The 23855-nt window shown below is 72.2% G+C and carries 20 protein-coding genes; 12 read left to right on the plus strand and 8 right to left on the minus strand.

Annotated elements, in window-relative coordinates; translation table 11 throughout:
* Nucleotides 1–81: 81 nt before the first annotated feature.
* Nucleotides 82–3420 carry a glycosyl hydrolase gene (locus BU52_RS32745; RefSeq protein WP_107061125.1) on the minus strand — a complete coding sequence of 1113 codons (3339 nt, stop codon included), beginning with the start codon at nucleotides 3418–3420 and terminating at the stop codon, nucleotides 82–84.
* A gap of 445 nt (nucleotides 3421–3865) precedes the next feature.
* Between BU52_RS32745 and BU52_RS09975 the strand changes: the two genes are divergently transcribed.
* From BU52_RS09975 to BU52_RS09995, 5 genes are all read left to right on the plus strand, one after another.
* A complete protein-coding gene (locus BU52_RS09975; RefSeq protein WP_037931444.1) occupies nucleotides 3866–4891 on the plus strand; it encodes a LacI family DNA-binding transcriptional regulator in 1026 nt (341 codons plus the stop codon).
* Between the two features lie 298 nt (nucleotides 4892–5189).
* Nucleotides 5190–6494 (plus strand): ABC transporter substrate-binding protein, encoded by a 1305-nt coding sequence (locus tag BU52_RS09980; protein ID WP_037931447.1) that lies wholly within the window; start codon nucleotides 5190–5192, stop codon nucleotides 6492–6494.
* 128 nt (nucleotides 6495–6622) lie between these two features.
* Nucleotides 6623–7588, plus strand: coding sequence for a carbohydrate ABC transporter permease (locus tag BU52_RS09985; RefSeq protein ID WP_037931450.1), 966 nt, complete (start codon nucleotides 6623–6625; stop codon nucleotides 7586–7588).
* Nucleotides 7585–8490, plus strand: a complete 906-nt coding sequence (locus BU52_RS09990; protein ID WP_037931453.1) for a carbohydrate ABC transporter permease — start codon at nucleotides 7585–7587, stop codon at nucleotides 8488–8490. The genes BU52_RS09985 and BU52_RS09990 overlap by 4 nt, the downstream gene beginning before the upstream one ends.
* Nucleotides 8491–8553: 63 nt before the next feature.
* The gene (locus tag BU52_RS09995; RefSeq protein WP_037931456.1) at nucleotides 8554–9966 is read left to right on the plus strand and encodes a GH1 family beta-glucosidase; all 1413 of its coding nucleotides are present in this window, start codon (nucleotides 8554–8556) and stop codon (nucleotides 9964–9966) included.
* A gap of 15 nt (nucleotides 9967–9981) precedes the next feature.
* Here the strand turns inward: BU52_RS09995 and BU52_RS10000 are convergent, their stop codons facing one another.
* Both BU52_RS10000 and BU52_RS10005 read right to left on the minus strand, forming a co-directional pair.
* Nucleotides 9982–10602, minus strand: coding sequence for a TetR/AcrR family transcriptional regulator (locus tag BU52_RS10000; protein WP_037931460.1), 621 nt, complete (start codon nucleotides 10600–10602; stop codon nucleotides 9982–9984).
* Nucleotides 10603–10678: 76 nt separating this feature from the next.
* Entirely contained in the window at nucleotides 10679–12268 is a 1590-nt protein-coding gene (locus tag BU52_RS10005; protein WP_037931464.1) for an MFS transporter, read from the minus strand.
* Between the two features lie 206 nt (nucleotides 12269–12474).
* On the opposite strand from BU52_RS10005, the gene panB reads away from it, so the two are divergent.
* From panB to BU52_RS10020, 3 genes are all read left to right on the plus strand, one after another.
* A complete protein-coding gene (panB, locus tag BU52_RS10010) occupies nucleotides 12475–13353 on the plus strand; it encodes a 3-methyl-2-oxobutanoate hydroxymethyltransferase (protein WP_037931468.1) in 879 nt (292 codons plus the stop codon).
* Between the two features lie 173 nt (nucleotides 13354–13526).
* Nucleotides 13527–14543 carry an ATP-binding cassette domain-containing protein gene (locus tag BU52_RS10015; RefSeq protein ID WP_037931471.1) on the plus strand — a complete coding sequence of 339 codons (1017 nt, stop codon included), beginning with the start codon at nucleotides 13527–13529 and terminating at the stop codon, nucleotides 14541–14543.
* Complete coding sequence (locus BU52_RS10020; RefSeq protein ID WP_037931474.1) at nucleotides 14540–15358, plus strand: ABC transporter permease; 819 nt, start codon at nucleotides 14540–14542, stop codon at nucleotides 15356–15358. Before BU52_RS10015 ends, BU52_RS10020 begins: the two co-directional genes overlap by 4 nt.
* Here the strand turns inward: BU52_RS10020 and BU52_RS10025 are convergent, their stop codons facing one another.
* Nucleotides 15359–18631, minus strand: coding sequence for a BTAD domain-containing putative transcriptional regulator (locus BU52_RS10025; protein ID WP_037931477.1), 3273 nt, complete (start codon nucleotides 18629–18631; stop codon nucleotides 15359–15361).
* Nucleotides 18632–18797: 166 nt separating this feature from the next.
* Here BU52_RS10025 and BU52_RS10030 point away from each other — a divergent pair, with 166 nt between their 5' ends.
* A complete protein-coding gene (locus BU52_RS10030) occupies nucleotides 18798–19598 on the plus strand; it encodes a site-2 protease family protein (RefSeq protein WP_037931480.1) in 801 nt (266 codons plus the stop codon).
* Here the strand turns inward: BU52_RS10030 and BU52_RS10035 are convergent.
* Together BU52_RS10035 and npdG are read right to left on the minus strand one after the other, a co-directional pair.
* Entirely contained in the window at nucleotides 19588–19830 is a 243-nt protein-coding gene (locus BU52_RS10035; RefSeq protein ID WP_078903184.1) for a hypothetical protein, read from the minus strand. The genes BU52_RS10030 and BU52_RS10035 overlap by 11 nt on opposite strands.
* A gap of 4 nt (nucleotides 19831–19834) precedes the next feature.
* Entirely contained in the window at nucleotides 19835–20548 is a 714-nt protein-coding gene (gene npdG, locus BU52_RS10040) for an NADPH-dependent F420 reductase (RefSeq protein ID WP_037931485.1), read from the minus strand.
* Between the two features lie 141 nt (nucleotides 20549–20689).
* Here npdG and BU52_RS10045 point away from each other — a divergent pair, with 141 nt between their 5' ends.
* On the plus strand, nucleotides 20690–21292 hold the full coding sequence (locus tag BU52_RS10045) for a hypothetical protein (RefSeq protein ID WP_037931488.1): 603 nt from the start codon (nucleotides 20690–20692) through the stop codon (nucleotides 21290–21292).
* Nucleotides 21293–21309: 17 nt separating this feature from the next.
* Here the strand turns inward: BU52_RS10045 and BU52_RS10050 are convergent, their stop codons facing one another.
* Nucleotides 21310–21540 carry a hypothetical protein gene (locus BU52_RS10050; protein ID WP_037931491.1) on the minus strand — a complete coding sequence of 77 codons (231 nt, stop codon included), beginning with the start codon at nucleotides 21538–21540 and terminating at the stop codon, nucleotides 21310–21312.
* 60 nt (nucleotides 21541–21600) lie between these two features.
* Between BU52_RS10050 and map the strand changes: the two genes are divergently transcribed.
* A complete protein-coding gene (gene map, locus BU52_RS10055) occupies nucleotides 21601–22458 on the plus strand; it encodes a type I methionyl aminopeptidase (protein WP_037931493.1) in 858 nt (285 codons plus the stop codon).
* A 20-nt stretch (nucleotides 22459–22478) separates the two neighbouring features.
* Nucleotides 22479–23126 carry a biliverdin-producing heme oxygenase gene (locus BU52_RS10060; protein WP_037931496.1) on the plus strand — a complete coding sequence of 216 codons (648 nt, stop codon included), beginning with the start codon at nucleotides 22479–22481 and terminating at the stop codon, nucleotides 23124–23126.
* A gap of 4 nt (nucleotides 23127–23130) precedes the next feature.
* On the opposite strand, the gene BU52_RS10065 is transcribed toward BU52_RS10060, so the two are convergent.
* Nucleotides 23131–23775, minus strand: coding sequence for a PhzF family phenazine biosynthesis protein (locus BU52_RS10065; protein ID WP_037931498.1), 645 nt, complete (start codon nucleotides 23773–23775; stop codon nucleotides 23131–23133).
* Nucleotides 23776–23855 lie beyond the last annotated feature (80 nt).

Genomic DNA, 23855 nt, shown 5'->3' on the forward strand with positions numbered 1-23855 from the left:
ACGTGGGGGGAGGCACCCGGGGTGCCGTTGGCTGCGCCGGCCCGGCCGGTGGGAGACCCACCGGCCGGGCCGGGTGTCCCGTCAGGCGAACGGGATGGTGAGGACGGAGCCCGCGCCCACCTGGAGGGTGGAGGGACCGTTGCCCAGTGCGCTCCAGACCTCGACGCGGATGGTGCCGCCGTCCAGGTCGCCCAGGGTGCCCGAGGCGGAGTGCAGGCCCTGCCGGGCCGAGGAGTACTCCTCCCAGCCGGGGATCGGGTCGGTGGCGAAGTAGCGGAACGTCTCGACGCGCTCGAACGTGCCGTCGCCGGTCAGGTCGTACGACACCCGCGCCTGCTGGGCGTGGCCCACGGAGCTGCCCGCGTCCACCTTGAACGTGAAGGCGGTTGAGGAGCCCGCCTTCACGGTGCCGTTGACGTTCTCGACCTCGTAGACGAGCGGGTTCTTCGGGGTTCCGTCGTTGTTGGTGCCTCCGGCGGAGGGGATGGTGTCGGAGGTACCGGTCGCGGCCGCCTCGGTGGCGAGTCCGCCGCCCGACTGCGGGTAGAACGTGTCGCCCGTGACCGGCGGGTCGCCGGCCGTGGTCACCTTCAGCGTGCCGCTCGCCGGACCGGCCTGGCCGGCCGTGTCGCGCGCCTTGACGCTGTAGGAGTACTCGGTGCCGGCCGTCAGTCCGGTGTCGGTGTGCGTGGTGCCGGTGACGGTGGCGACCTTGGTGGTGCCGCGGAAGACGTCGTAGTCCTTGACGCCCTTGTCGTCGGTCGCCGCCTCCCAGGTCAGTTCGACGGAGGTGCTGGTGACCTCGCCGGCGACCGGGGTGCCGGGCGCGCCGGGCGGCTGGTCACGCGTGCCGGTGGTGGTGACCGTCACGGTGTCGCTGGGCGGGCCGACCTGGTTGGAGGTGTCGCGGGCCCTGACCTTGTAGGTGTACTCGGTTCCCGAGGCCAGCCCGGTGTCCGTGTAGGTGGTGCCGGTGACGGTGGCGACCTTGTCGTCGCCGCGGTAGACGTCGTAGTCCTTGATGCCGAGGTCGTCCGTCGCCGCCTCCCAGGTCAGCTCGACGGAGTCGTCGGTGATGTCGCCGGCGACCGGGGTGCCGGGCGCGCTGGGCCTGTCGTCACCGGGGGCGCCGCACAGCGTGCCGAGCTCGGTGTCGTCGCCCGCTCCGGACGCGGTCGACTTCGCCGGGACGTTGAGCACGCCGCCGTCGGAGAAGAGGACCGAGCACTCCTCGGCACCGTAGTTGTGCGCGGCGTAGGTCTTGGTGCCGTTCTTGTCGAAGACGGTAGCCGTCGGCGAGTTGGCCGTGACGGTCATGTCCGGGGCGCCGATGGAGTTCATCGTGGAGACCCAGTGGTAGGTGTGGGCCTTGGTCTCGCCGGCCTCGGGGACGTACCCGCCGTTCCACTGGTTCCAGTACTGCATGGCCTTGGCCGGGTCGTAGAGGGCCTGGACCTGCCAGAAGATGTCCTTCCACTCGACGGCCGGTCCGCCGTTCTCCTTCTCCATCTCGGTCACGCTGCGGCGCAGCATGTCCTTCTCGCGGGCCAGGTGCAGCGAGCCGCCGGTCATGGGGAGGAAGTTGATGCCGTGGATCTCCTCGGGGTTGGCGGTCCACCAGGTGGCGTAGGCGCCGCCGCTGCTCCAGACCATGCCCACGACGTCGTGGGTGAAGTCCTCGGGGTAGACCTGCTGATCGGCGTCGAACCAGTACTGCGCGATCGACTCCGACTCGGTCATCATCATGTAGACGCCCTGGTCGCGCAGCGCCTTGTCCCCCGTTGCCGAGCCCCACATGATCAGGCCGGCGCTGAGGTTGATCGACTCCGAGGACGACTCCTGGTTGTTGCCGGCGGCGAAGGCCTCGTGACCGGCGGCCCAGCTGTGACCGGCGTAGACGTCGAAGCCGCGCAGGAACGGGTACTTGGAGTCGTCCCTGGCCGGGTTGGCGGCGTCCTTGATGAGCTCCTTCACCATGCCGCCCCACTCGGAGTCGGCGGCCCACTGCGGGTCGTACTGAGCCACGATCGCCGCGGCCATCACGTAGTACGAGTAGTGGAAGTGGTGGTCGTTCAGCTCCTGGTCGCTGCCGTAGGAGGCCGGGTAGCCGATGAGCGTGCGCCAGTCCTTGTCGTAGGAGAACTCCGAGGGCCCGCCGACGGTGAACCACTCCTCCATGCGGCCCTCGATCAGCTCGATGAGCTTGTCGCGGCTCGCGGTGTCACCGATCTGGTCGGCGATCGGCACGAGCTGGGCGAGCTTGCCCAGGGCCTTGCCGGTCCAGTAGGTGTCGATGGCGCCGCTGAACGGGTCGCCCTGCGTCAGCACGTCGTTGATGTACGTCTTGAGCTTGGCCTTGTCGACGCCCGCGGCGCTCGGCAGCCCCGGCAGGACGCCGTTCACCTTCTGCACGGTGGTGAACGAGGTGCCCTCGCGGACCTTCATCTCCCCGCGGGAGGACACGTAGCCGTAGTCGGTCAGCGGGTCGGAGGTGTGCAGCCACTGGTGGCGGTAGAGCGCCTGGAGGGTGCCCTTCTCCGTGCCCTCCTTCGGCTCGGTGATCAGCGAGTACTTCGCCTCGACCTCTCCGGCACCCTCCCGGTACTCCCAGTCCACGGTGGAGCCGGTCACGAAGCTGAAGGCGTACTTCTCGTAGTCGGCGAGCGCGTCCTTGCTGGGCAGGACGGCCAGGGAGAAGTAGTCCTTCGAGCCGAGGTCGGCCCTGATCTCGCTGCCGGACACGGTCCAGTCGCTGCTGCTCGGGGCGAACAGCGCGTAGTCGTGGCCGGAGATGGTGACGCCGAGGACGTTGCCCTGGTCGGCGAAGACCGTCGGCGGGGCCGCGGCCTTGATCTGCGCCGCGCCGCCCGTGCCCTCGGCGTACACGTACGGCATACCGTGGCCGATGGTCGTCCGCAGCGTGCGCGCACCGTCGTTCCAGTACGGGGTCACGGTCCAGTCGCTCCACCCGTCCGCCTTGGCGTCGGGGGAGTTGAGGCCGGCGAGGCCGAGGGTCAGGTCGGCCTCGTGCGCGAACTCGTACTGACGCCCTTCGCCCACGATCTGGTGGTCGGTGGGGTAACCGACCTCCAGGCCACCGGACACCGCCTTGTAGGTGAGCGGGTGCCCGTACATGTTCTCCGACCACGGGTTGGCGGCGAACCGCTGGAAGGCCAGCGAGGACCACCAGTCGTTGGTCGGTACCGGCGTGTCCGCCATGCGCGGCGTGACCTTCGGCTTGACCGCCTGGCCGCCGTTGTTGGACGGACCCTGCCGCCCGGCCGGCCGGACGTCGCTGTAGCTTCCCTTGCCCACCTCGACGGTGGCGGCCGAGGCGACACCACTGCCGATGGTGGCCACCAGGCCTCCCGCGGCCATCGCGGCCGCCGACAGTAGGGCCAGGGGTCTCCGGAATCTCATGCGCAACCTTTCTGAGAGCGCTCTCAAGACGGCGCTCAACGTAGGCATCGGGCAAAGAACGGTCAATACTTCAAACAGGAATTGATGCCATCGGCCCGTCCGGGAGCCGACGGCAGAGGGTGGGGCGATGCCCCGCCCTGTGCCGGCGAAGCGGGTGCCGCGACGGAGTTCCGCCGCAGAGGGGACGCCCCGCCGCCGCAGGCGCTCGGCTGAGCCCTAGCGCCCCGGTGCCGCTCCGGTCGGCACCGGGGCGGTACCGCGACCGCGCATGGCGCGAGAACGGCTCCCGGACCCGCGTCCGGCCCGGACGCGGGTCCGGCCGCGAACCGGCGGCATCCCCGGCCGCCGTGTTGAAAGCGCTCTCATGTCACGACCGGGGGATCTATCCTGTCCACTGGGAGGAGCGGCAGGCGACGAGGTGCCGCACAGCAGACCAGGAGTTCCCTTGCCCGAGCAGACAGCAGCAAACCGTCCGACGCTGGAGGCTGTCGCTGCGCGGGCGGGCGTGTCGCGCGCCACGGCGTCGCGCGTGGTCAACGGCGGCGCCGGGGTGCGTCAACCGCTGGTCGACAAGGTGCGCGCGGCGGTCGACGAACTGGGTTATGTCCCCAACCACGCGGCACGCTCGCTGGTGACCCGCCGGCACGGCGCGGTCGCCGTGATCATCGCGGAGCCCGAGTTCCGGGTCTTCTCCGACCCGTTCTTCGCACAGCAGCTCCGGGGCATCAGCCGGGAACTGACCTCCAGAGACGTCCAGTTGGTGCTGCTGTGGGTGGAGGACGAGTCCGATCACGGGCGGATCGCACGGTATCTCGCCGGGGGGCACGTCGACGGGGCGATCGCCTTCTCCCTGCACGGCGACGACCGTCTGCCGACGCTGATCACCGAGAGCAAGGTACCCGCGGTCCTCGGCGGCCGTCCGGGGACGGAGACCGGCCCGACCCTGCCGTATGTCGACACCGACAACCGGGGCGGCGCGCGGGAGGCCGTGCGCCACCTGGTCTCCCTGGGGCGACGCAGCATCGCGCACATCGCGGGCCCGGGCGACCAGACCTCGGCTCTGGACCGGATCGCCGGCTATCACGACGTGCTGATCGACCCCGACCCGGAGCTGCTGCGCGAGGGGCACTTCACCGAGGAGAGCGGCGCCCGGGCCATGGCGGAGCTGCTCGACCGGCGGCCCGACGTCGACGGCGTCTTCGTCGCCAACGACCTCATGGCCCTGGGCGCCCTGCGCGTGCTGCGCGAGCGGGGCCTGCGCGTGCCGCAGGACGTGGCGGTGGTCGGCTTCGACGACATGGAGGCGGTGGTACGCGCCAGCGACCCGGCGCTGACCACGGTGCGCCAGGACGTCGAAGGCCTGGGCAGGCTGTCGGTGAAGCTGCTGGTCAAGCTGCTGAACCGGCCCGCCGGCCATGTCCCCGCGTCCGTGATCATGCCGACGACCCTCATCCGGCGCGCCTCGGCGTGAGAGCCGGCTCCCGGGCGGCGCCCGGGAGTGCGACGCCGCGTCCGCGTCCGCACCGGATACGGGCCGGCGGCGTTCCCGTGCGGCGAACCGCCGGGTGCGCGGAGCGCCTTCGACCCGGGGCCGTGAACGGCCGACGGGACCGGCGGTGACCCGCCCGGCCGGGCGGGTCCCGTGACGGGAGTCGCCAACCCGACGCGTTCGGAGCCTTGACGTACGGCTCCTCGGCCGGGCACTCTCCACTCGCACCGTGAGAGCGCTCTCAGAGCGCTCTCGCGCCACCGAGTCAAGGAGCCCACCCATGCCCACAGCCCGTGCCGCAAGAAGAGTCACCGCCCGACTGGGGGCGCTCGTCCTGACCGGGGCTCTGCTTGCCGCCTGCGGCGGTTCGTCCGACGCCGACTCCGCCGACGGCGCGAACGGCAAGATCACGCTCACCGTGGACCTCTTCGGCTCGTTCGGCTACAAGGAGGCCGGGCTCTACGCGGAGTACGAGAAGCTGCACCCGAACGTCACGATCAAGCAGACGGACACCGAGGACGAGGCCGACTACTGGAAGTCGCTCCAGACCCGCCTCGCGGGCGGCGGTGGCCTCGCGGACGTGCAGGGCATCGAGGTGGGCCGGATCGCCACCGTCACCCAGCAGCAGACCGACAAGTTCGAGGACCTGAAGAAGTACGGCGCGGAGTCCCTGAAGGGCCAGTTCGCCGAGGCCAAGTGGGCCGCCGCCACGGGCAGGAGCGGAGAGGTCCTCGGGCTCGGGACGGACGTCGGCCCCGAGGCCATGTGCTACCGCACCGACCTGTTCAAGAAGGCCGGGCTGCCCACCGACCGCGAAGAGCTCGCGCAGCGCTGGTCCAGCTGGGACGGCTACCTGGAACTCGGCAAGAAGTACAAGGCGAAGGCCCCTGACAAGAGCGCCTGGCTCGACAGCGTCGGCAGTCTCTACTCGATCATGATCGGCCAGCAGAAGGAGCGCTACTACAGCGCGTCCGGAGAGCTGATCTGGGACAAGAACCCCGCCCTGCTCGAGGCGTGGGACCGCTCCGTGGAGGCGGCGGAGAGCGGGCTGAGCGCCGAGCTCGACCAGTGGTCGCCGCAGTGGAACCAGGCCTTCGCCGCCGGCTCCTTCGCCACCATCCCGTGCCCCGCCTGGATGCTCGGCTACATCAAGGGCCAGGCCGGTGACGCGGGCCAGGGCAAGTGGGACATCGCCAAGCTGCCCGGCGGTGCCGGCAACTGGGGCGGCTCCTACCTGTCCATCCCGCGCGCCGCCGAGCACAAGAAGGAGGCGTACGAGCTCATCAAGTGGCTCACCGCGCCCGAGCAGCAGGAGAAGCTCTTCCGCAAGCAGGGCAACTTCCCCTCCAGCACCGGCGCCATCGACAAGGTCGCCGACACCACGGACCCGTACTTCTCGGACGCCCCGACCGGCAAGATCTTCGGTGACGCGGCCAAGGCGGCGCCCGTGCAGGTCCTGGGTCTGCACGACCAGAGCATCGCCCAGCAGATCACCAACGCGCTGAGCGAGGTGGAGCGCAAGGGCACCGACCCCGACAAGGCCTGGAAGAACGCCTCGAAGGGCGTCGCCAACACCCTCGGCTGAGCCGAGCCGAGGCTCCGGCCCGACGTCCGCGCCCCGAGCGCCGACCCACGCCTCCGCCGCCGCCGCTGCCCGCCCCGCCGGCGGCGGCGGAGTTCCATGACCGCCGTTCCCCTCCCGAAGGCCGCCCCGTGACCCTTTCCGCACTCGAGACGCCGGCCCCGCCGGCCCCGCCTCCCCCGCCCTCCCGGCCGAACCGCGCACGGCGCGCGTGGCAGAAGATGTCGCCCTACGCCTACATCGCGCCGTTCTTCACCCTGTTCGCCGCCTTCGGCCTCTTCCCGCTGATCTACACGGCGTTCGTGTCCCTGTACCGGGTCGAGCTGCAGACCCCCGGTGACATGGAATGGCGAGGGCTGGACAACTACACGGCCCTGTTCAGCGACGACTTCTTCTGGACCTCGCTGCGCAACACGTTCACCATCGGCGTCATCTCCACGGTCCCCCAGCTGGTCATGGCCCTCGGGCTCGCGCACCTGCTCAACTACCGCCTGCGCGCCCGGACGTTCCTGCGCACGGCGATGCTGCTGCCGTACGCGACGTCCGTGGCCGCGGCCACCCTGGTGTTCGCGCAGCTCTTCGGCCGGGACTTCGGCCTGATCAACTACGTCGCCGGGCTCGTCGGGATCGGCCCGATCGACTGGCAGACCGGCACGGTCGCCTCCCAGATCGCCGTCTCCACCATCGTCGTCTGGCGGTGGACCGGATACAACGCCCTGATCTACCTGGCGGGCATGCAGTCCATCCCGCAGGAGCTGTACGAGGCCGCCGAGATGGACGGGGCGTCGAAGTGGCGCCAGTTCTTCCACGTGACCCTGCCCGGACTGCGTCCGACGATCGTGTTCACCGTGATCGTCTCCACGATCGGGGCGACGCAGCTGTTCGGCGAGCCGCTGCTGTTCGAGGGGTCCATCTCGGGCGGCATCTCGCACCAGTACCAGACCCTCGGCCTGTACATGTACGAACAGGGCTGGGGCTTCTTCCACCTGGGCCGGGCCGCGGCCATCGCCTGGGTCATGTTCCTGCTCATCGTGGTGGTCGTGGGGGTCAACGCCCTGCTCGCGTACCGTCGTACCCGCAAGGAGGCCGTGCGATGACCACACTCGCCGACCCGCCGGTCACGCCTCCCGTCCGCCGGGAGCCGCCGACCCGGCGCCGGGCCCGGAAGTCCCGCGCCGGACGCACCAACCACGCCGGCAAGCTCACGTACGCGATCCTTACCGTCGCCGTCCTGGTCTCCGCCTTCCCGTTCTACTGGACCATCGTGGCGGCCAGCCGTTCCAACGCCGACCTCGCCCAGGTTCCGCCGTCGCTCCTGCCCGGCCCGCACCTGCTGCGCAACTTCGAGGCGGTGCTGGAGGAGGCGGACATCGGCAAGGCACTGCTGAACTCCTTCATCGTGTCCGGCTCGATCACCCTCGGCACCGTGCTCTGCTGCACGCTCGCCGGTTTCGCCTTCGCCAAGCTGCGCTTCCGCGGACGCGGCGCGCTGCTCGCCGTCACCGTGGGAACGATGATGATCCCGCCGCAGCTGGGCGTCATCCCGCTGTTCATGCTGATCGCCGAACTGCAGTGGGTGAACCAGCTCCAGGCCGTCATCCTCCCCGGCCTGGTCTCCGCGTTCGGTGTGTTCTTCATGCGCCAGTACCTGGTGCAGTCGCTGCCGGACGAGCTCATCGAGGCGGCGCGGGTCGACGGCGCCTCCACCGCCAGGATCTTCTGGTCCATCGTGGTGCCGGTCGCCCGGCCGGGCATGTCCGTGCTGGGCCTGCTGACCTTCATGGCCGCGTGGAACGACTTCTTCTGGCCCATCGTCGCCCTGTCCTCGTCCGAGCCGACCGTCCAGGTGGCCCTGCGCCAGCTCGGCGGCGGTTACGTCCACGACCAGTCCGTGATCATGGCCGGCACCCTCCTCGGCACCCTTCCGGTGCTGCTGGTCTTCGGCCTCCTGGGCCGGCAGATCGTCGGCGGCATCATGCAGGGAGCCGTCAAGGGCTGAGCCCGGGCCCCTCCTCACCCCTCCCCACTCCTCCCCCACCTTCGCCTTCGGAGCCTTCAGTCCATGACCGCACCAGTCACCGCCTCAGCCCCCCTCACCGGCGACACGACCGTCCTGAGGTTCCCCAGCGGTTTCCGCTGGGGAACCGCCACGGCCGCCTACCAGATCGAGGGCGCCGCAGCCGAGGACGGCCGCACGCCCTCGATCTGGGACACCTTCAGCCGCACCCCGGGCAAGGTCCGCAACGGCGACACCGGCGACATCGCCGCCGACCACTACCACCGCATGCACGAGGACGTCGCCCTCATGCGCCGCCTCGGGCTGACCGACTACCGGTTCTCCGTCGCCTGGCCCCGCGTGCAGCCCACCGGTCGCGGGCCCGCCGTGCAGAAGGGCCTCGACTTCTACCGGCGGCTCGCCGACGCCCTCCTGGACGCCGGTATCCGGCCGGTCGCCACCCTCTACCACTGGGACCTGCCCCAGGAGCTGGAGAACGCGGGCGGCTGGCCCGAGCGGGAGACCGCCCGGCGCTTCGCCGACTACGCCGCCCTGGTGGCCGAAGCCCTCGGCGACCGGATCGGCACCTGGACGACCCTCAACGAGCCGTGGTGCGCCGCCTTCCTCGGGTACGGAAACGGCGTGCACGCCCCCGGCCGCACCAGTCCCCTCGAGAGTCTGCGCGCGGCGCACCACCTCAACCTCGCGCACGGGTCGGCGGTCAGCGTGCTGCGCGACGCCCTGCCGGCCACGGCCCACGTGTCCCTGACCCTCAACCTCCACTCCCTGCGTCCGCTCACGCAGTCGGCCGGCGACCTGGACGCCGTCCGCCGGATCGACGCCGTCGCCAACCGCGTCTTCCTCGACCCCGTCTTCCACGGGCGCCTCCCGGAGGACCTGGTCCGCGACACGGCGGCGATCACCGACTGGTCGTTCGTGCGGGACGGTGACCTCGCCACCTGCTCGGCGCCGATCGACTCGCTCGGCATCAACTACTACTCCCCCACCGTCGTGGCCGCCGGCCGGTCGGAATCGCCGTCCCCGTGGGCCGGTGCGGAGCGGCACGTCCGGTTCCTGCCCGCGCCGGGACCCCGGACGGCCATGGACTGGCCCGTGGACGCCGACGGGCTGTACGAGCTGCTGATCCGGCTGCGCGACGACCTGCCGGGCGTTCCCGTGATGGTCACCGAGAACGGCGCGGCGTACGACGACTACGCGGACCCGTCGGGGCAGGTGCACGATCCGGAGCGGATCGCCTACCTGCACAGCCACCTCACCGCCGTGCACCGGGCGATCGAGGAGGGCGCCGACGTGCGGGGCTACTTCCTGTGGTCGCTGCTGGACAACTTCGAGTGGGCCTACGGCTACAGCAAGAGGTTCGGCATCGTGCACGTCGACTTCGCCACCCAGCGGCGCACTCCCAAGCAGAGTGCGGGCTGGTACGCGGAGGTCGTCGCCCGCAACGGGGTCGAGGCCTGACGGGGGCGCCGGCCTTCAGCCGCCGGCCGGGCGCAGGCCCTCCAGGAGGGTGTCCACGACGCGTTCGGCGAGGTCGTCCGGGAGGTCGGCGTCGGGGTTCAGGACGGTGCGGACGAGGAGCGGGCCCACGACGATGTCGTTGAGCAGCTCCAGGTCGACGTCGGCGCGGAGTTCGCCGTTCTCCCGGCCCCTGCGCAGCACCTCCAGGCCGAGCCTGCGGCGCGGCAGGATGACGGTGTCGTGGTAGGCGGCCCAGAGGCCGGGGCTGCTCTTCATCTGGGCGTGCACGTTGTGCAGGAGTGCCGGGCTCCTGCCGGCCAGGCCGCGCAGCCGCAGGGACTCCAGCAGGACGACGAGGTCGTCGCGCACGGAGGTGCCGGGCAGGTCGGGATCCGGGGGTTCCGCGGCGCGTATGACGTCGACGAAGAGTTCCTCCTTGCCGCTCCAGCGGCGGTAGATGGTGGCCTTGCCGACGCCCGCGGTGCGGGCGACACGCTCGATGGAGAGCTCCGCGAGGGGGACGCCGTCCTCCAGGAGCCGCATGACTCCCTCGATGATGGCGCGCTCGGCCGCCTCGCTGCGGGGGCGGCCCCGCGCGGGTGCCTGGTACCGGGGGCCGGTGCCGGCCGCACTCACGTCGTCGGATCCTCTCGGTGGGCTGCGGTGATTCTCCCCGGTGGGGGGCGGCGACGGTCCACCGGCCCGTGGGTCGTCAGTCCGCCGCCGTCACCAGCTCCCGGTCCCGGCCGTCACCGTCCGGCGCCGGTGTGCGGCCGGGCAGGAACAGGGCGACGACGACCGCGCCCAGCACCGCGACGACCGCGCCCCACAGCGCCGTGACGTGCATGGCGTGCAGGAACGCGTCGGCGGCCGCGCCGGCCAGGGCCTCGCCGCGCGGGCCCAGCCGGTCCGCCACGGCCAGGGTGGCCTCGATGGACTCGCCGGCCGCGTGCCGGGCGCCGGGGGGCAGCAGGCCCAGCTCCTCCTCGACGTCGGTGCGGTAGGCGGTGGACAGGACGGAGCCGAGCACGGCGATGCCGAGGGCGCCGCCGACCTGGCGGAAGGTGTTGCTGAGCGCGGAGGCGGAGCCGGCCTTCTCGCGCGGCAGTGCCTGCATGACGACGACGCTGACCGGTGTCATCACGTACGCCATGCCGGTCCCCATCAGGAAGAAGAGCACCTCCAGGAGCCAGATCGGCGTGTCCCCGTCCAGGAGCGCGAACGCGGCCAGCATCGCCGCGAGCACCACCAGGCCGGCGGTCGTGGTGACCTTGCTGCCGACGCGGTCCACCATGAGGCGGGCCCGGGGCGCGAAGAGCATCTGCGTGGCGGCCAGCGGCAGCATCAGCAGGCCCGTCTCCAGCGGCGAGTGGCCGCGCACGCTCTGCAGGTAGAACACCGCGAAGAAGGTCACGCCCATCAGCGCGAAGAAGACCAGCGCGATCGCGGCGATCGAGGCGGAGAACACCGAGTTCCGGAAGGAGGAGATGTCGACGGACGGGTGGTCGCTGCGCTTCTCGAACACCACGAAGGCGGTCAGTACGGCGAGACCGGCGCCGATCGTCGCCAGCACGCCGGCGTCGGTGAAGTCGGCGAGCTGACCGCCCCTGATGATGCCGTACACCAGCAGGACCAGGCCGGTCACCGACAGCACGACACCGACGGGGTCGATCCGGCCGGGCTTCGGATCGCGGGAGTCGGGGACCAGCCACAGCATCAGGGCTACGGCGAGGGCGACGATGGGCACGTTGACGAGGAAGACCGAGCCCCACCAGAAGTGGTCGAGGAGCAGTCCGCCGGTGATCGGGCCGATCGCGATGGCCAGGCCCACTCCGCCGGTCCAGATGCCGATGGCCCTGGGCTGTTCGTCGCGTTCGAAGACGTGCATCAGGACGGCCATGGTGGCCGGCATGACGAACGCGGCGCCCAGGCCCATCACCGCGCGGAATCCGATCAGCTCGGCCGGGGAACCGGAGAACGCCGCGAGTGCCGAGCCGGCGCCGAACACGGCGAGACCGGCGATGAGCACCTTCTTGCGGCCGAGCCGGTCACCCAGCAGCCCCGCGGTGAAGAGCAGGCCGGCGAAGACGAGCGTGTAGGCGTTGATGGCCCATTCCAGCTCGCTCTGGGTGGCGCCGAGGCCGGTGGGGGCGGGGGTGGAGATCGTCCGGATGGCGACGTTCAGGATCGAGTTGTCCAGGACGACGATCAGCAGGCTCATCATCAGCACGCCGAGAATCACCCAGCGGCGCCGGTGCACGGCTTCCGGGATCCGGCGGGCGGGGACGGCAGGAGAAGTCATGCGGTCCAGCGTAGGAAGTTCCGATACGACACCGTCTCGTATTGGGGGCGTGTTGCCCGGGTTTGTCACGGGACGGCGTGACTCGCGAGGGTCGAGGGAGGGCCCGGAGGGCCGCCTCTGGCCCTCCGCCGGTGGAGGTGCCACCATGGACGTGGTCCGGGGACGCCGTCAGGGCGCCTCGAGATGACGTGTTGGGAGACGGTTCAATGACGCAGCTTTCGGCTGCCCAGACCGGGTCGACGTCCGGTTCCCCCTCCGGCGGCACCACGCTGTACGGGGGCAAGGGCACGCGCCGTATCACTGTCCGCGACATCGCCGCCGCCAAGGGGCGCGGCGAGAAGTGGCCCATGCTCACCGCCTACGACGCGATGACCGCGTCCGTGTTCGACGAGGCGGGCATCCCGGTCATGCTCGTCGGCGACTCCGCCGGCAACTGCCACCTCGGGTACGACACCACCGTGCCCGTCACCCTCGACGAGATGACCATGCTGTCCGCCGCGGTCGTCCGGGGCACCTCACGGGCCCTGATCGTGGGCGACCTGCCCTTCGGCTCGTACCAGGAGGGGCCGGTGCAGGCGCTGCGCTCGGCGACCCGGCTGGTCAAGGAGGCCGGTGTGGGCGCCGTCAAGCTGGAGGGCGGGGAGCGGTCGCACCGGCAGATCGAGCTGCTGGTGGAGTCCGGCATCCCGGTCATGGCCCACATCGGGCTGACCCCGCAGTCGGTGAACGCCATGGGCTACCGGGTGCAGGGGCGCGGCGAGGAGGCGGCGCAGCAGCTGCTGCGGGACGCCAAGGCCGTGCAGGACGCCGGCGCGTTCGCGGTGGTGCTGGAGCTGGTGCCGGCGGAGCTGGCCGCCGAGGTGACGCGGGTGCTGCAGATCCCGACCGTCGGGATCGGGGCGGGTCCCGAGACGGACGCCCAGGTGCTGGTGTGGACCGACATGCTCGGCCTGACCGGGGGCCGGGTGCCGAAGTTCGTCAAGCAGTACGCGGATCTGCGTGAGGTGATGCGCGGGGCCGCGAAGGCGTTCGCCGAGGACGTGGTCGGCGGGACGTTCCCGCAGGAGGCGCACTCCGTCCACTGAGCCATTGCCGCACCATCCGTCGGCCCCGCCGGTCCTCCCCCGCCGGCGGGGCCGACGCATGCCCGGGGCCGGGCGGGGGTGCCGACGGACGCCGGCGGGACGTCGGTGCTCTGTCGGTGCTCTGTCGGTGCTCTGTCGGTGCTCTGTCGGCGAGGGCTGGGAGCGTCATCGGCATGACGCGAAACGACAAGGAACCGGGGAGCGCCGTGTCCGTGCGGGGGCTGGTCAAGCACTACGGGGAGACCAGGGCGCTGGACGGGGTCGATCTGGAGGTGCGTGAAGGCACCGTGATGGGGGTGCTCGGCCCGAACGGGGCCGGGAAGACGACGCTGGTGCGGATTCTGTCCACGCTGCTCGCACCGACGGCGGGGCACGCCACCGTGGCCGGGTACGACGTGGTGCGGCAGCCGCGGCAGCTGCGCAGGGTGATCGGGCTGACCGGGCAGTACGCCTCCGTGGACGAGAAGCTCCCGGGCTGGGAGAACCTGTATCTGATCGGGCGGCTGCTCGACCTGCCCCGCAAGGAGGCGCGGGCCCGCGCCGACGCGCTGCTGGAGCGGTTCTCGCTCACCGAGGCGGCCCGGCGGCCGGCGGCCACGTACTCGGGCGGTATGCGGCGGCGGCTGGACCTGGCCGCCTCGATGATCGGCCGGCCGGCCGTGCTGTACCTGGACGAGCCGACCACGGGCCTGGACCCCCGCACCCGCAACGAGGTGTGGGAGGAGGTCAGGCGGCTGGTCGGGGAGGGGGTGACGGTGCTGCTGACCACCCAGTACATGGAGGAGGCCGAACAGCTCGCCTCCGAGCTGACCGTCGTGGACCGGGGCAAGGTCATCGCGAGCGGCGGCATCGAGCAGCTCAAGGCCGCGGTGGGCGGCCGGACCCTGCGGGTCCGCCCGGCCGACCCGCTCCAGTTGCGCCCGCTGGCGGACGCCCTCGACACGCTGGGCATCACCGGACTCGCCGGCACCACCGTCGACACCGAGCGGGGTGCCGTGCTCGTCCCGGTGCTGAGTGACGAGCAGCTGACCGCCGTGATCGGCGCGGTCACCGCGCGCGGGATCACACTCAGCTCCGTCAGCACCGAACTGCCCAGCCTGGACGAGGTGTTCCTGTCCCTCACCGGCCACCGCGCCGGTGTCCCGCAGGACGCCGTACCCGCCGGGACCCGCGAGGAGGTCGCCGCATGAGCGGGACCGCCGTGACGACCGGCCTCCGCGCGGACGCGCGCATCCCCCTGCGCGCCCACCTGCGGCACACCGGGGCCCTCGTGCGCCGCAACATGCTGTGGATCCGGCAGGACCCGGAGTCGATGTTCGACGCCGTGCTGTTCCCGATCGTGTTCACCCTGCTGTTCGTGTACGTCTTCGGCGGCTCGATCGGGCAGTCGCTGGGCGGCGGGCAGGAGGCGTACGTGCAGTACATCGTGCCCGGCCTGATGGCCATGATGGGCATGAACATGGCCCAGGGAGTGGGCACCGGGTTCAACCAGGACTTCAACACCGGGGTCATGGACCGCTTCCGGTCGCTGCCGATCGGGCGGGGCTCGGTGCTGTTCGCGAAGATCTCGGTCGAGATGGTGCGGATGCTGATCGCCACCGCCGTCCTGCTGGTCGTCGGTGTCCTCGTCGGCTTCGACATCACCCACTGGCCGGGGCTGTTCGCGGCCGTGGGGCTGTCCGCGGTGTTCGGCTCGGCCCTGATGTGGATCTTCCTCACGCTGGGGGTGGTGATGAAGAACGCCCAGTCGGTGCAGGCGATGGGCTTCCTGGTGCTGATGCCGCTGCAGTTCGGCTCGTCGATCTTCGCGCCGCCGCAGTCGATGCCGGGCTGGCTGGAGAGGTTCACCGAGTACAACCCGCTGTCGGCGCTGGCGGACGCCGCGCGCGGGCTGATGGTGGGCGGCCCGGTGGCGCACGACCTGTGGATGACGCTGGGCTGGTCGGTGGGGATCACCGCGGTGATGGCGCCGGTCGCGATCCGGAAGTTCCGTACGAAGCACTGATCAGGCCCGTCCGAGCAGGGCGTCGGCCTCCTCCGGGGGGAGGCCGGCGCCCTCGGCGTACGCGGTCTCGTACGCCGCGTCGCCGAGTGCCGCCCGGATGCGTGCCTCGGCGCGCTCGCGCATCTCGCGTTCCAGTCTCCCGGCGTGGTGTCCGGGCGGCAGCCGGGAGTCGGCCGCGCCGAGGCAGCGGGCCGCGTCCCGGGCGTGCCGCCCGCCGTCGAGTCCGGCGAGCGCGGCGGCGCCCAGGGTGAGGTACGACGAGCGCATGTGGGGTGCCATGGCGGCGGACAGCGGGTCGTCCGCCTGCCGGAGGGCCTCGCGGATGACGACCATGGCCTGCTCGTCGTTGCCGTCGGCCACCTCCACCCAGGCCTCGGCACCGAGGATGAAGGCGTCGAAGACGACGTAGTGCGCGAGGCGGAACTCCTCGCGCAGAGCCCGCAGATGCTCCCGGGCCTCGGCCGTACGCCCCACGGTGCCGAGCCAGCCGGCCAGGAAGAGCCGGGCGGCGGGCAGGGCCTCGCTGTGCCGCCCGCGCGTGCTGTCGATGACCTCACGCAGCAGTCGCTCACCACGCTCCGTCCGGCCCGCCTCCAGCAGCGCACCGCCGAGCCGGGCCGAGAGGACGGCCACGTGGGCCCGGGCGCCCAGGCTTTCGGCGTACCCGATCGCCGCCTCGTAGTCCGCGGCGGCGGCCTCGTACGCGCCGCTGCGTTCGTGGGCCTCACCGCGCGCGGAGAGGGCCTCGGCGAGGCCCCAGGTGTCGCCCAGCCGGCGGTGGATCGCCAGGGCCTCGTCGGCGTCGCGGCGCGCGTCACCGGCCCAGTCACTGCGGTTGGCCAGGAAGTTGGCGCGCAGTTGGAGGTTGCAGGCCAGCTCCCACTCGAACCCGGGGTGCTCCCGGGACGCGCGGATGGCCGCGTCGACCACGTGGCGCAGCCGCTCCATGTCCCCGATCAGCATCACGGCGAACGTCCAGAGAAGGCCGGGCGGCCGGCAGACCTGCGGCATCCCCGGCTCGTACGTCGCGGCGATGAGGCGCAGCTTGTGCTGTGCCTGCGGGGTCTGCCAGTCGTCCAGCTCCGTGTCCATGTGGGCCATGTGGGCCAGGTGCACCCCGCGCCGGGCCTCGGCGAGGACCTCACCGGTCATCGGGGGCGGGGCGTCGGTGCAGCGCCGCCACAGCGGGGCGGCGGGCCGGACCGGTTCGGTGAAGGGGTCGGGGGCGAGGGCCATGACCTCGGCGCACCAGGTGCGGGCCTCGATGCGCAGATCGCGCATCTGCCAGTACCAGACGAGCGAGAGGGTGATGCAGAGTGCCTCCTGCTCGTCGCGCAGGGCGAGGGCGTGGCGCAGAGCCGTGCGCAGGTTCTCGTACTCCCGCTCCAGCCGCGCGATGGCGGCCGGCTGGCCCGGACCGCGCAGCAACGGCTCCGTGGTGCGGGCGAGTTCGCGGTAGTGCGTCAGATGCGCCCGCTCGGCCCCGGAGCGCCGGCCGGACTCGTCGAGGCGTTCGCCCGCGTACTCGGCGACCGTCTCCAGGAGCCGGTAGCGCATCTCGCCGTCCCCCGAAGGGGCGGCGACCACCAGGGACTTGTCGACCAGGGAGCCGAGGGCCTCCAGTGCGGCGGGGCCGCACACGGCCTCGGCGGCGGCGAGGTCGCACCCGCCCGCGAACACCGACAGGCGCCCCAGCACGTCGCGTTCGTCCGCGTCGAGCAGGTCCCAGGACCAGTCGACGACGGCCCTCAGGGTCTGCTGGCGGGGGAGGACGGTGCGGCTGCCGGAGGTGAGCAGGCGGAAGCGGTCGTCGAGCCGGTCGGCGATCTGGCGCGGGGTGAGCATCCGCAGCCGGGCCGCGGCGAGTTCGATGGCCAGGGGCAGTCCGTCGAGACGGCGGCAGATCTCGGCGCAGGCCTCCGGGTCGTCGCCGGTGGTGAAGCCGGGGCGGGCGGCCGCCCCGCGGTCGGCGAGCAGGCGCAGGGCGACCGGCTCGGGCAGCGGCTCGACCGGGCGCAGCAACTCCCCGCGCACACCCAGGGGTTCGCGGCTGGTGGCGAGGACGGTGAGGCGGGGGCAGCGCTTCAGCAGCGTCTCGGCGAGGTGGGCGGCGGCCTCGACGACGTGTTCGCAGTTGTCGAGGATCAGCAGCATGCGGCGGGGGCCGCAGTGCTCGGCGAGGCGCTCCACCGGGTCGGCGTGCCGCTCGGCGACGGCTCTCATGCTCTCGGCGCCGGCGCCGTACAGGACGGTCTCGCGGGCGCCGACGGCGGTGAGTACGGCCTCGGGGACGTCGTCGGGGTCGTCCACCGGGGCGAGTTCGGCGAGCCACACGCCGTCGGGGGTGGTCCGCCGCACGGTCTCGGCGGCCTCCTGCGACAGGCGGGTCTTGCCCGCCCCGCCCGGTCCGAGGAGCGTGACCAGACGGGCGGCGGCGAGGTCCGCGCGCAGGGCCTCGATGTCGTCCTCGCGGCCGACGAACGAGGTCAGCCGGGCCCGCAGGTTGCCGGGCGGCTCACTCCCCCGGGCCCCGGGCGCCGGCTCCGGTCTCAGCAGTTCGGCGTGGAGTGCGCGCAGTCCGGTGCCGGGGTCGGAGCCGAGGCGGTCGGCCAGCAGGCGGCGCACGTCCTCGTAGGCGGCCAGGGCCTCGGCGGTGCGGCCCGTGGCGCGCAGGGCGCGCAGCCGCAGCGCCTGGAGGGGCTCGTCGAGGGGGTGGTCGCCGCACAGCGCGGTCAGTTCGGGCAGGGACCGCTCGGCGTCGCCGAGGGCGAGGGCGGCGGTGTGCCGGGCGCGCAGCACGTCCAGGTGCCGGGTCTCGACGCGGGCCGCCTCCGCGGTGCGGTCGGGCAGGCCGGCCAGGGCGGGGCCGCCGCGCCACAGGGCGAGGGCGTCGTCCAGGACGGCGGCCGCCTTGGCGGCGTCGCCGTCGGCCAGGGCGCGCAGGCCCTCGCCGGCCAGCCGCTCGAAGCGGTGCAGGTCGATGTCGTCGGGCCCGGCGGTGAGCCGGTAACCGCCGTCGACGGAGGCCACCGCGTCCGGGCCGATCACCCGGCGCAGCCGCCCGACGAGGGCCTGCAGCGCCCCGGTCGCGTCGGCCGGCGGGTCACCGTCCCACACCTCGTCGACCAGCAGGCCCACGGGGACCGTGCGCCCGGGCCGCAGGGCGAGCACGGTCAGCAGCGCGCGCAGCCGCGCCCCGCCCACGGGGACGACGGTGCCGTCCGGGCCAAGTGCCTGGGTGGTGCCGAGGATGCGGTAGCGCACGGGGTCCATTGTCTCCGGTGGTGGTCGGAACGGTCATGGGGCGGTGCCGGACCGCGGCGGGGCCGTCCCACCCTGCAGGGAACCGGCCGCCGGCGCGAGACGTTTTCCCGGTGCGCCCGGTACCGTCGGGCAGTCCCCGCGGGTCCCCCGCGTGCCCGGCCGTCCAGGGAGCCCCATGACCACCGCCGCCACCCGTCACAGCGACCGGAGGATCAGCCCGGTCTTCCTGGGGATCCTGGCCGTCACCGCGGTCACCGGATGGGCCACCTGGACCGGGTTCGCCGCACAGCCCGGTGTCGCGGTGTTCCTGTTCGTGACGGCCGCGTGGATCGTCTCCCTGTGTCTGCACGAGTACGCGCACGCGCGCACCGCGCTGCACAGCGGCGACCTCTCGGTCGGCACGAAGGGCTACCTCACGCTGAACCCGCTGAAGTACACGCACGCCCTGCTGAGCATCGTGCTTCCCGTGGTGTTCGTGATCATGGGCGGTATCGGTCTGCCGGGCGGTGCCGTGTTCATCGAACGCGGCCGGATCCGCGGGCGGTGGCGGCACAGCCTGATCTCGGCGGCCGGCCCGCTGACGAACGTGCTGTTCGCCGTCGTGTGCACGGCGCCGTTCTGGCTGGACGCGCTGGACGGCGTGCCGGCGGACTTCCGGTTCGCGCTGGCCTTCCTGGCGCTGCTCCAGGTGACGGCCGCGATCCTGAACTTCCTGCCGGTGCCGGGGCTGGACGGCTACGGCGTGATCGAGCCCTGGCTGTCGTACGGCGTCCGGCGGCAGGTGGAGCCGTTCGCCCCGTTCGGTCTGCTGTTCGTGTTCGCGCTGCTGTGGGTGCCCACGGTGAACGGCGCGTTCTTCGACGTGGTCGACTCGCTGCTGGGGACGCTCGGCATCCACGAGTTCGACACCTACTGCGGCTACGAGCTGTTCCGTTTCTGGCGCGGCCCGAGCGGCGTCTGTGAGGTCAGCCCGTGACGGAGCCGTCACGCGACGCCGCCCGCCCCCGCCTCACGTAGTACCAGGTCATGTTGGACGACAGGCCCGCCAGCAGCACCCACACGACGCCGATGAACACACTTCCCCGCACGAAGGAGACGACGGCCGCGGCGACGGCGAGGAGGCACACGACGAGGGCGTAGAGGGAGAGGCGGGGCATGGTTGCGGGCTCCTGTCGGGGGACACTGCTACGGCCTCCAGTGTCCCCCATCGCCTCATACGTCCGTGACGCGGAGCCCGGCGTGCGCCTTGTAGCGGCGGTTGACGGAGATCAGGTTGGCGACCAGCGACTCCACCTGGTGGGCGCCTCGCAGCCGCCCGGCGAAGACGCCCCGCATGCCGGGGATGCGGCCGGCCAGCGCCTGGACGATCTCCACGTCGGCGCGCACCTCGCCGAGCACCATCACATCGGTGTCGATCTCGTCGATCTCCGGGTCCTGGAGCAGCACGGCCGACAGGTGGTGGAAGGCGGCGGTGACCCGGGAGTCGGGGAGCAGCGCGGCGGCCTGCTGGGCGGCGCTGCCCTCCTCCGGCTTCAGCGCGTAGGCGCCCTGCTTGTCGAAGCCGAGCGGGTTGACGCAGTCGACGACGAGTTTGCCGGCCAGTTCCCCGCGCAGGGACCGAAGAGTCTCGCCGTGGCCGTCCCAGGGCACGGCGACGATCACGACGTCGCTGCGGCGGGCGGTCTCGGCGTTGTCGGCGCCCTCGATGCCGTACCCGAGTTCCCCGGCCGCGGCCCGGGCGCGCTCGGCGGCCCGGGAGCCGATGATCACCTTCTGGCCGGCCTTGGCGAGCCGGTGGGCCAGGCCCCTGCCCTGTGGCCCGGTGCCGCCGAGCACGCCGACGACGAGCCCGGACACGTCGGGCAGGTCCCAGGGGTCCTTGGCGGGGGCCTTGGCGGGCGGCTGTGCGCTGTCGGTAGAGGTCATGGGCCGACTCTACGTCCGAGACGGCACCGTTTCCGGCCCGGGTGAGCGCCGTCACGACGGTACGGGCGGTTGTCCCCGGGTCGGGCGAATCCGGGCCGAACGGCGGGACAGGGGGGCGCGGTTGGGGCAGGATGCGGCGGCATGGACGCCGTACGGGTCGCGCTGCTGCGGGACGTGCTCGCCGGGACGCAGTGGCTGGGCGCCACCCGGCACTTCGCGGGGACCCTGCGCGGCTCGGTGGTCGCGCACGGCGGCGGGCTGCTGCTCGTGGGCACCCCGGAGTACGAGCCGTGGCATCTGGCGGCGCATCTGGTGGACGAGGCCGCCTGGTCGGGCACGCCGGAGCTGGCCCCCACGCTCGTACGGCACGACGCGCGCCCCTCGGACCCCGCGCATCTGGCGGTGGGCCCGGGGCGGCTGGAGGCCGCGCGGCGGGGTGAGACGCTGCTGGTGGTGGCGCCCGGGGAGCCGCCCGCCCCACTGCTCGAACGGATCTCGGACGCCCGCCGGGCGGGGGCGACACTGCTGTCCCTGGGCCCCGGGGAGGGCGAGCTCCCGGCGCTGGCCCACGAGGCCCTGCCCGTGCCCGACGGCTCCGAGCTGGACCTGGACACCGTGCAGCACCTGGTGAGCGCGGCGGCCGGGGAGAACGCCCTGCCGGCCCGCAGGGGGCCCCGGCGTTTCCGGGACCGCCTGTCGAGGCTGGCCGACCTGCTGACCGCCCCGCCACCCATCCGCTGGTAGCGGCCGGCCCGGCGAGGTCAGCCGTCGTCGCGTTCGCCCGCGGGGGCGTCGCGCCACTTGGCGTCGTTCTCCCACTGGAGGTTGCGCTCGCGGGCCGTCTCCATGGCACGCTCGGCCTCGCTGCGGCTCGCGTACGGGCCGAAGCGGTCCTTGGCCGGGCAGTCGGGGCCCTCCTCGACCTTCTTGTGCTCCAGGCAGTAGTACCACTCGCCCGGCTTTCCGACCGAACGCTTCTTGAACAGGGGCATGACCGGCTCCTTCCGCCACGGAAGATGGTCCCCCGTCGCGGCTGAATTAGACTCGCCGGCATGTCTGGCCAGTCGCTGCTCGTTCCGGGGGAACTGTCCCCCACCCGCTCCGTGCCCGGGAACATCCGTCGTCCCGAGTACGTCGGCAAGCCCGCCCCCACGCCGTACACCGGGCCGGAGGTGCAGACGCCCGAGACGATCGAGGCGATGCGGACCGCCGGCCGGATCGCGGCGCGCGCGATGGAGGAGGCCGCGAAGCTGATCGAGCCGGGCGTGACGACGGACGAGCTGGACCGGGTGGCGCACGCGTACATGTGCGACCACGGCGCCTACCCCTCGACGCTCGGCTACCGCGGTTTCCCCAAGTCCCTGTGCACGTCGGTCAACGAGGTCATCTGCCACGGCATCCCGGACTCGACGGTGCTGCGCGACGGGGACATCGTCAACCTGGACGTGACGGCCTACATCGGCGGGGTGCACGGCGACAACAACGCGACCTACCTGGTCGGGGACGTGGACGAGGAGAGCCGGCTGCTGGTCGAGCGGACCCGTGAGTCGCTCGACCGCGCGATCAAGGCGGTCAAGCCGGGCCGGCAGATCAACATCATCGGCCGGGTGATCGAGTCGTACGCGAAGAGGTTCGGGTACGGGGTGGTGCGCGACTTCACCGGGCACGGGATCAACTCGTCGTTCCACTCGGGCCTGATCGTCCCGCACTACGACAGTCCGCACGCGACGACGGTGATGCAGCCGGGGATGACCTTCACGATCGAGCCGATGCTGACGCTGGGGACCCACGAGTACGACATGTGGGACGACGGCTGGACGGTGGTGACGAAGGACCGCAGGCGGACGGCGCAGTTCGAGCACACACTGGTGGTGACGGACACGGGCGCGGACATCCTGACGCTGCCGTAGCCCGCGGGAACCCCGGACTCATGGACTCCTTCTCCACCCTCATCCGCACCGCCTCCCACCAGCAGCACGTGGAGGCGGAGACCTCGACGTTCATGAGCGATCTGCTCGGCGGCCGGCTGGGCGTGGACGCGTACGCGCGCTACACCGAGCAGCTGTGGTTCGTGTACGAGGCCCTGGAGTCCGGCGCACGGGGGCTGGCGTCCGACCCGGTGGCGGGCCCCTTCGTCCGGCCGGAACTGTTCCGGCTGCCCGCGCTGGAGCGGGACCTGGCGCACCTGCTCGGTCCGCACTGGCGCTCCCGCCTGACCGCCCTGCCCGCCACCCGGGTGTACGCCGGCCGGGTCGCCGCGTGCGCCCGCGACTGGCCGGGCGGCTATGTCGCCCACCACTACACCCGTTATCTGGGCGACCTCTCCGGCGGCCAGGTCATCCGCGGCAGGGCGGAGCGGACCTGGGGCTTCGCGAGGAAGGGCGACGGCGTCCGCTTCTACGTCTTCGAGGACATCCCCCACCCGGCGGCCTTCAAGCGGGAGTACCGCGGACTCCTGGACGCCCTGCCGGCGGGCGACCTGGAGAAGCAGCGCATCGTGGCCGAGTGCAAGCGGGCGTTCGCGCTCAACACGGAGGTCTTCCGGGCCCTGGGCGCGGAGTTCCCCCTGTCGGCGTGACCGGTCAGCGTTCCAGGTGGACGCGGCCGCCGATCTCCGTCCAGCCCTCCGGCTGGGGGGCCGTGATGAGCTGGGAGCCCGTGCCCTGGGTGATGTTCAGGGCCCGGCCGAGGCGGTCGGTGAGCAGGAGGGCCGCGGCGCCCGTCGCCTCGTCCTCGTCGATTCCGTCGTCGCGGCCGGGGAAGGCCCGGGCGCGGACCCGGCCGGCCGGTTCGTCCAGCCAGGCCCAGGCGTAGATCCACTCCCCCTTCGGGGGCACGGGCAGGGCGTCGACCTCGGCGGCGGTGGCGTACTGGCGCAGGGTGCGCGGCGGCACCCACTCCGCCCGGGCCTCGATCCAGCAGAACTCCCCGTCCTGCCGGGCGCCCACCACCCCCGCGGGCGTGACGAGTTCGGGCACGTCGAGCAGCCAGGCCGTGCCGACGCAGGGGTGGCCGGCGAAGGGCAGGCGCAGGGTGGGGGTGTAGATGTCGATCACCCCGCGCTCGGGGTCGTCGACGAACACGGTCTCGCTGAACCCGAGCTTCGCGGCGAACGCCTGCCGGTCCTCCCGCTCGGGCATCACCGAACCGTCACGGACGACACCGAGTTCGTTGCCGTACCCGCCGCGGTGTCCGCAGAAGACGCGCAGCACGTCGTAGTCAGTCACGGGGGCATTCAAGCATCGATGGCCAGGTCGCCCGGCCCGGGCACGGGTTACCGACAGAAAACGGTTGACCTGCCTTTGAC

This window comes from Streptomyces toyocaensis, from assembly GCF_000725125.1.
In the GTDB taxonomy this organism is placed as follows: domain Bacteria; phylum Actinomycetota; class Actinomycetes; order Streptomycetales; family Streptomycetaceae; genus Streptomyces; species Streptomyces toyocaensis.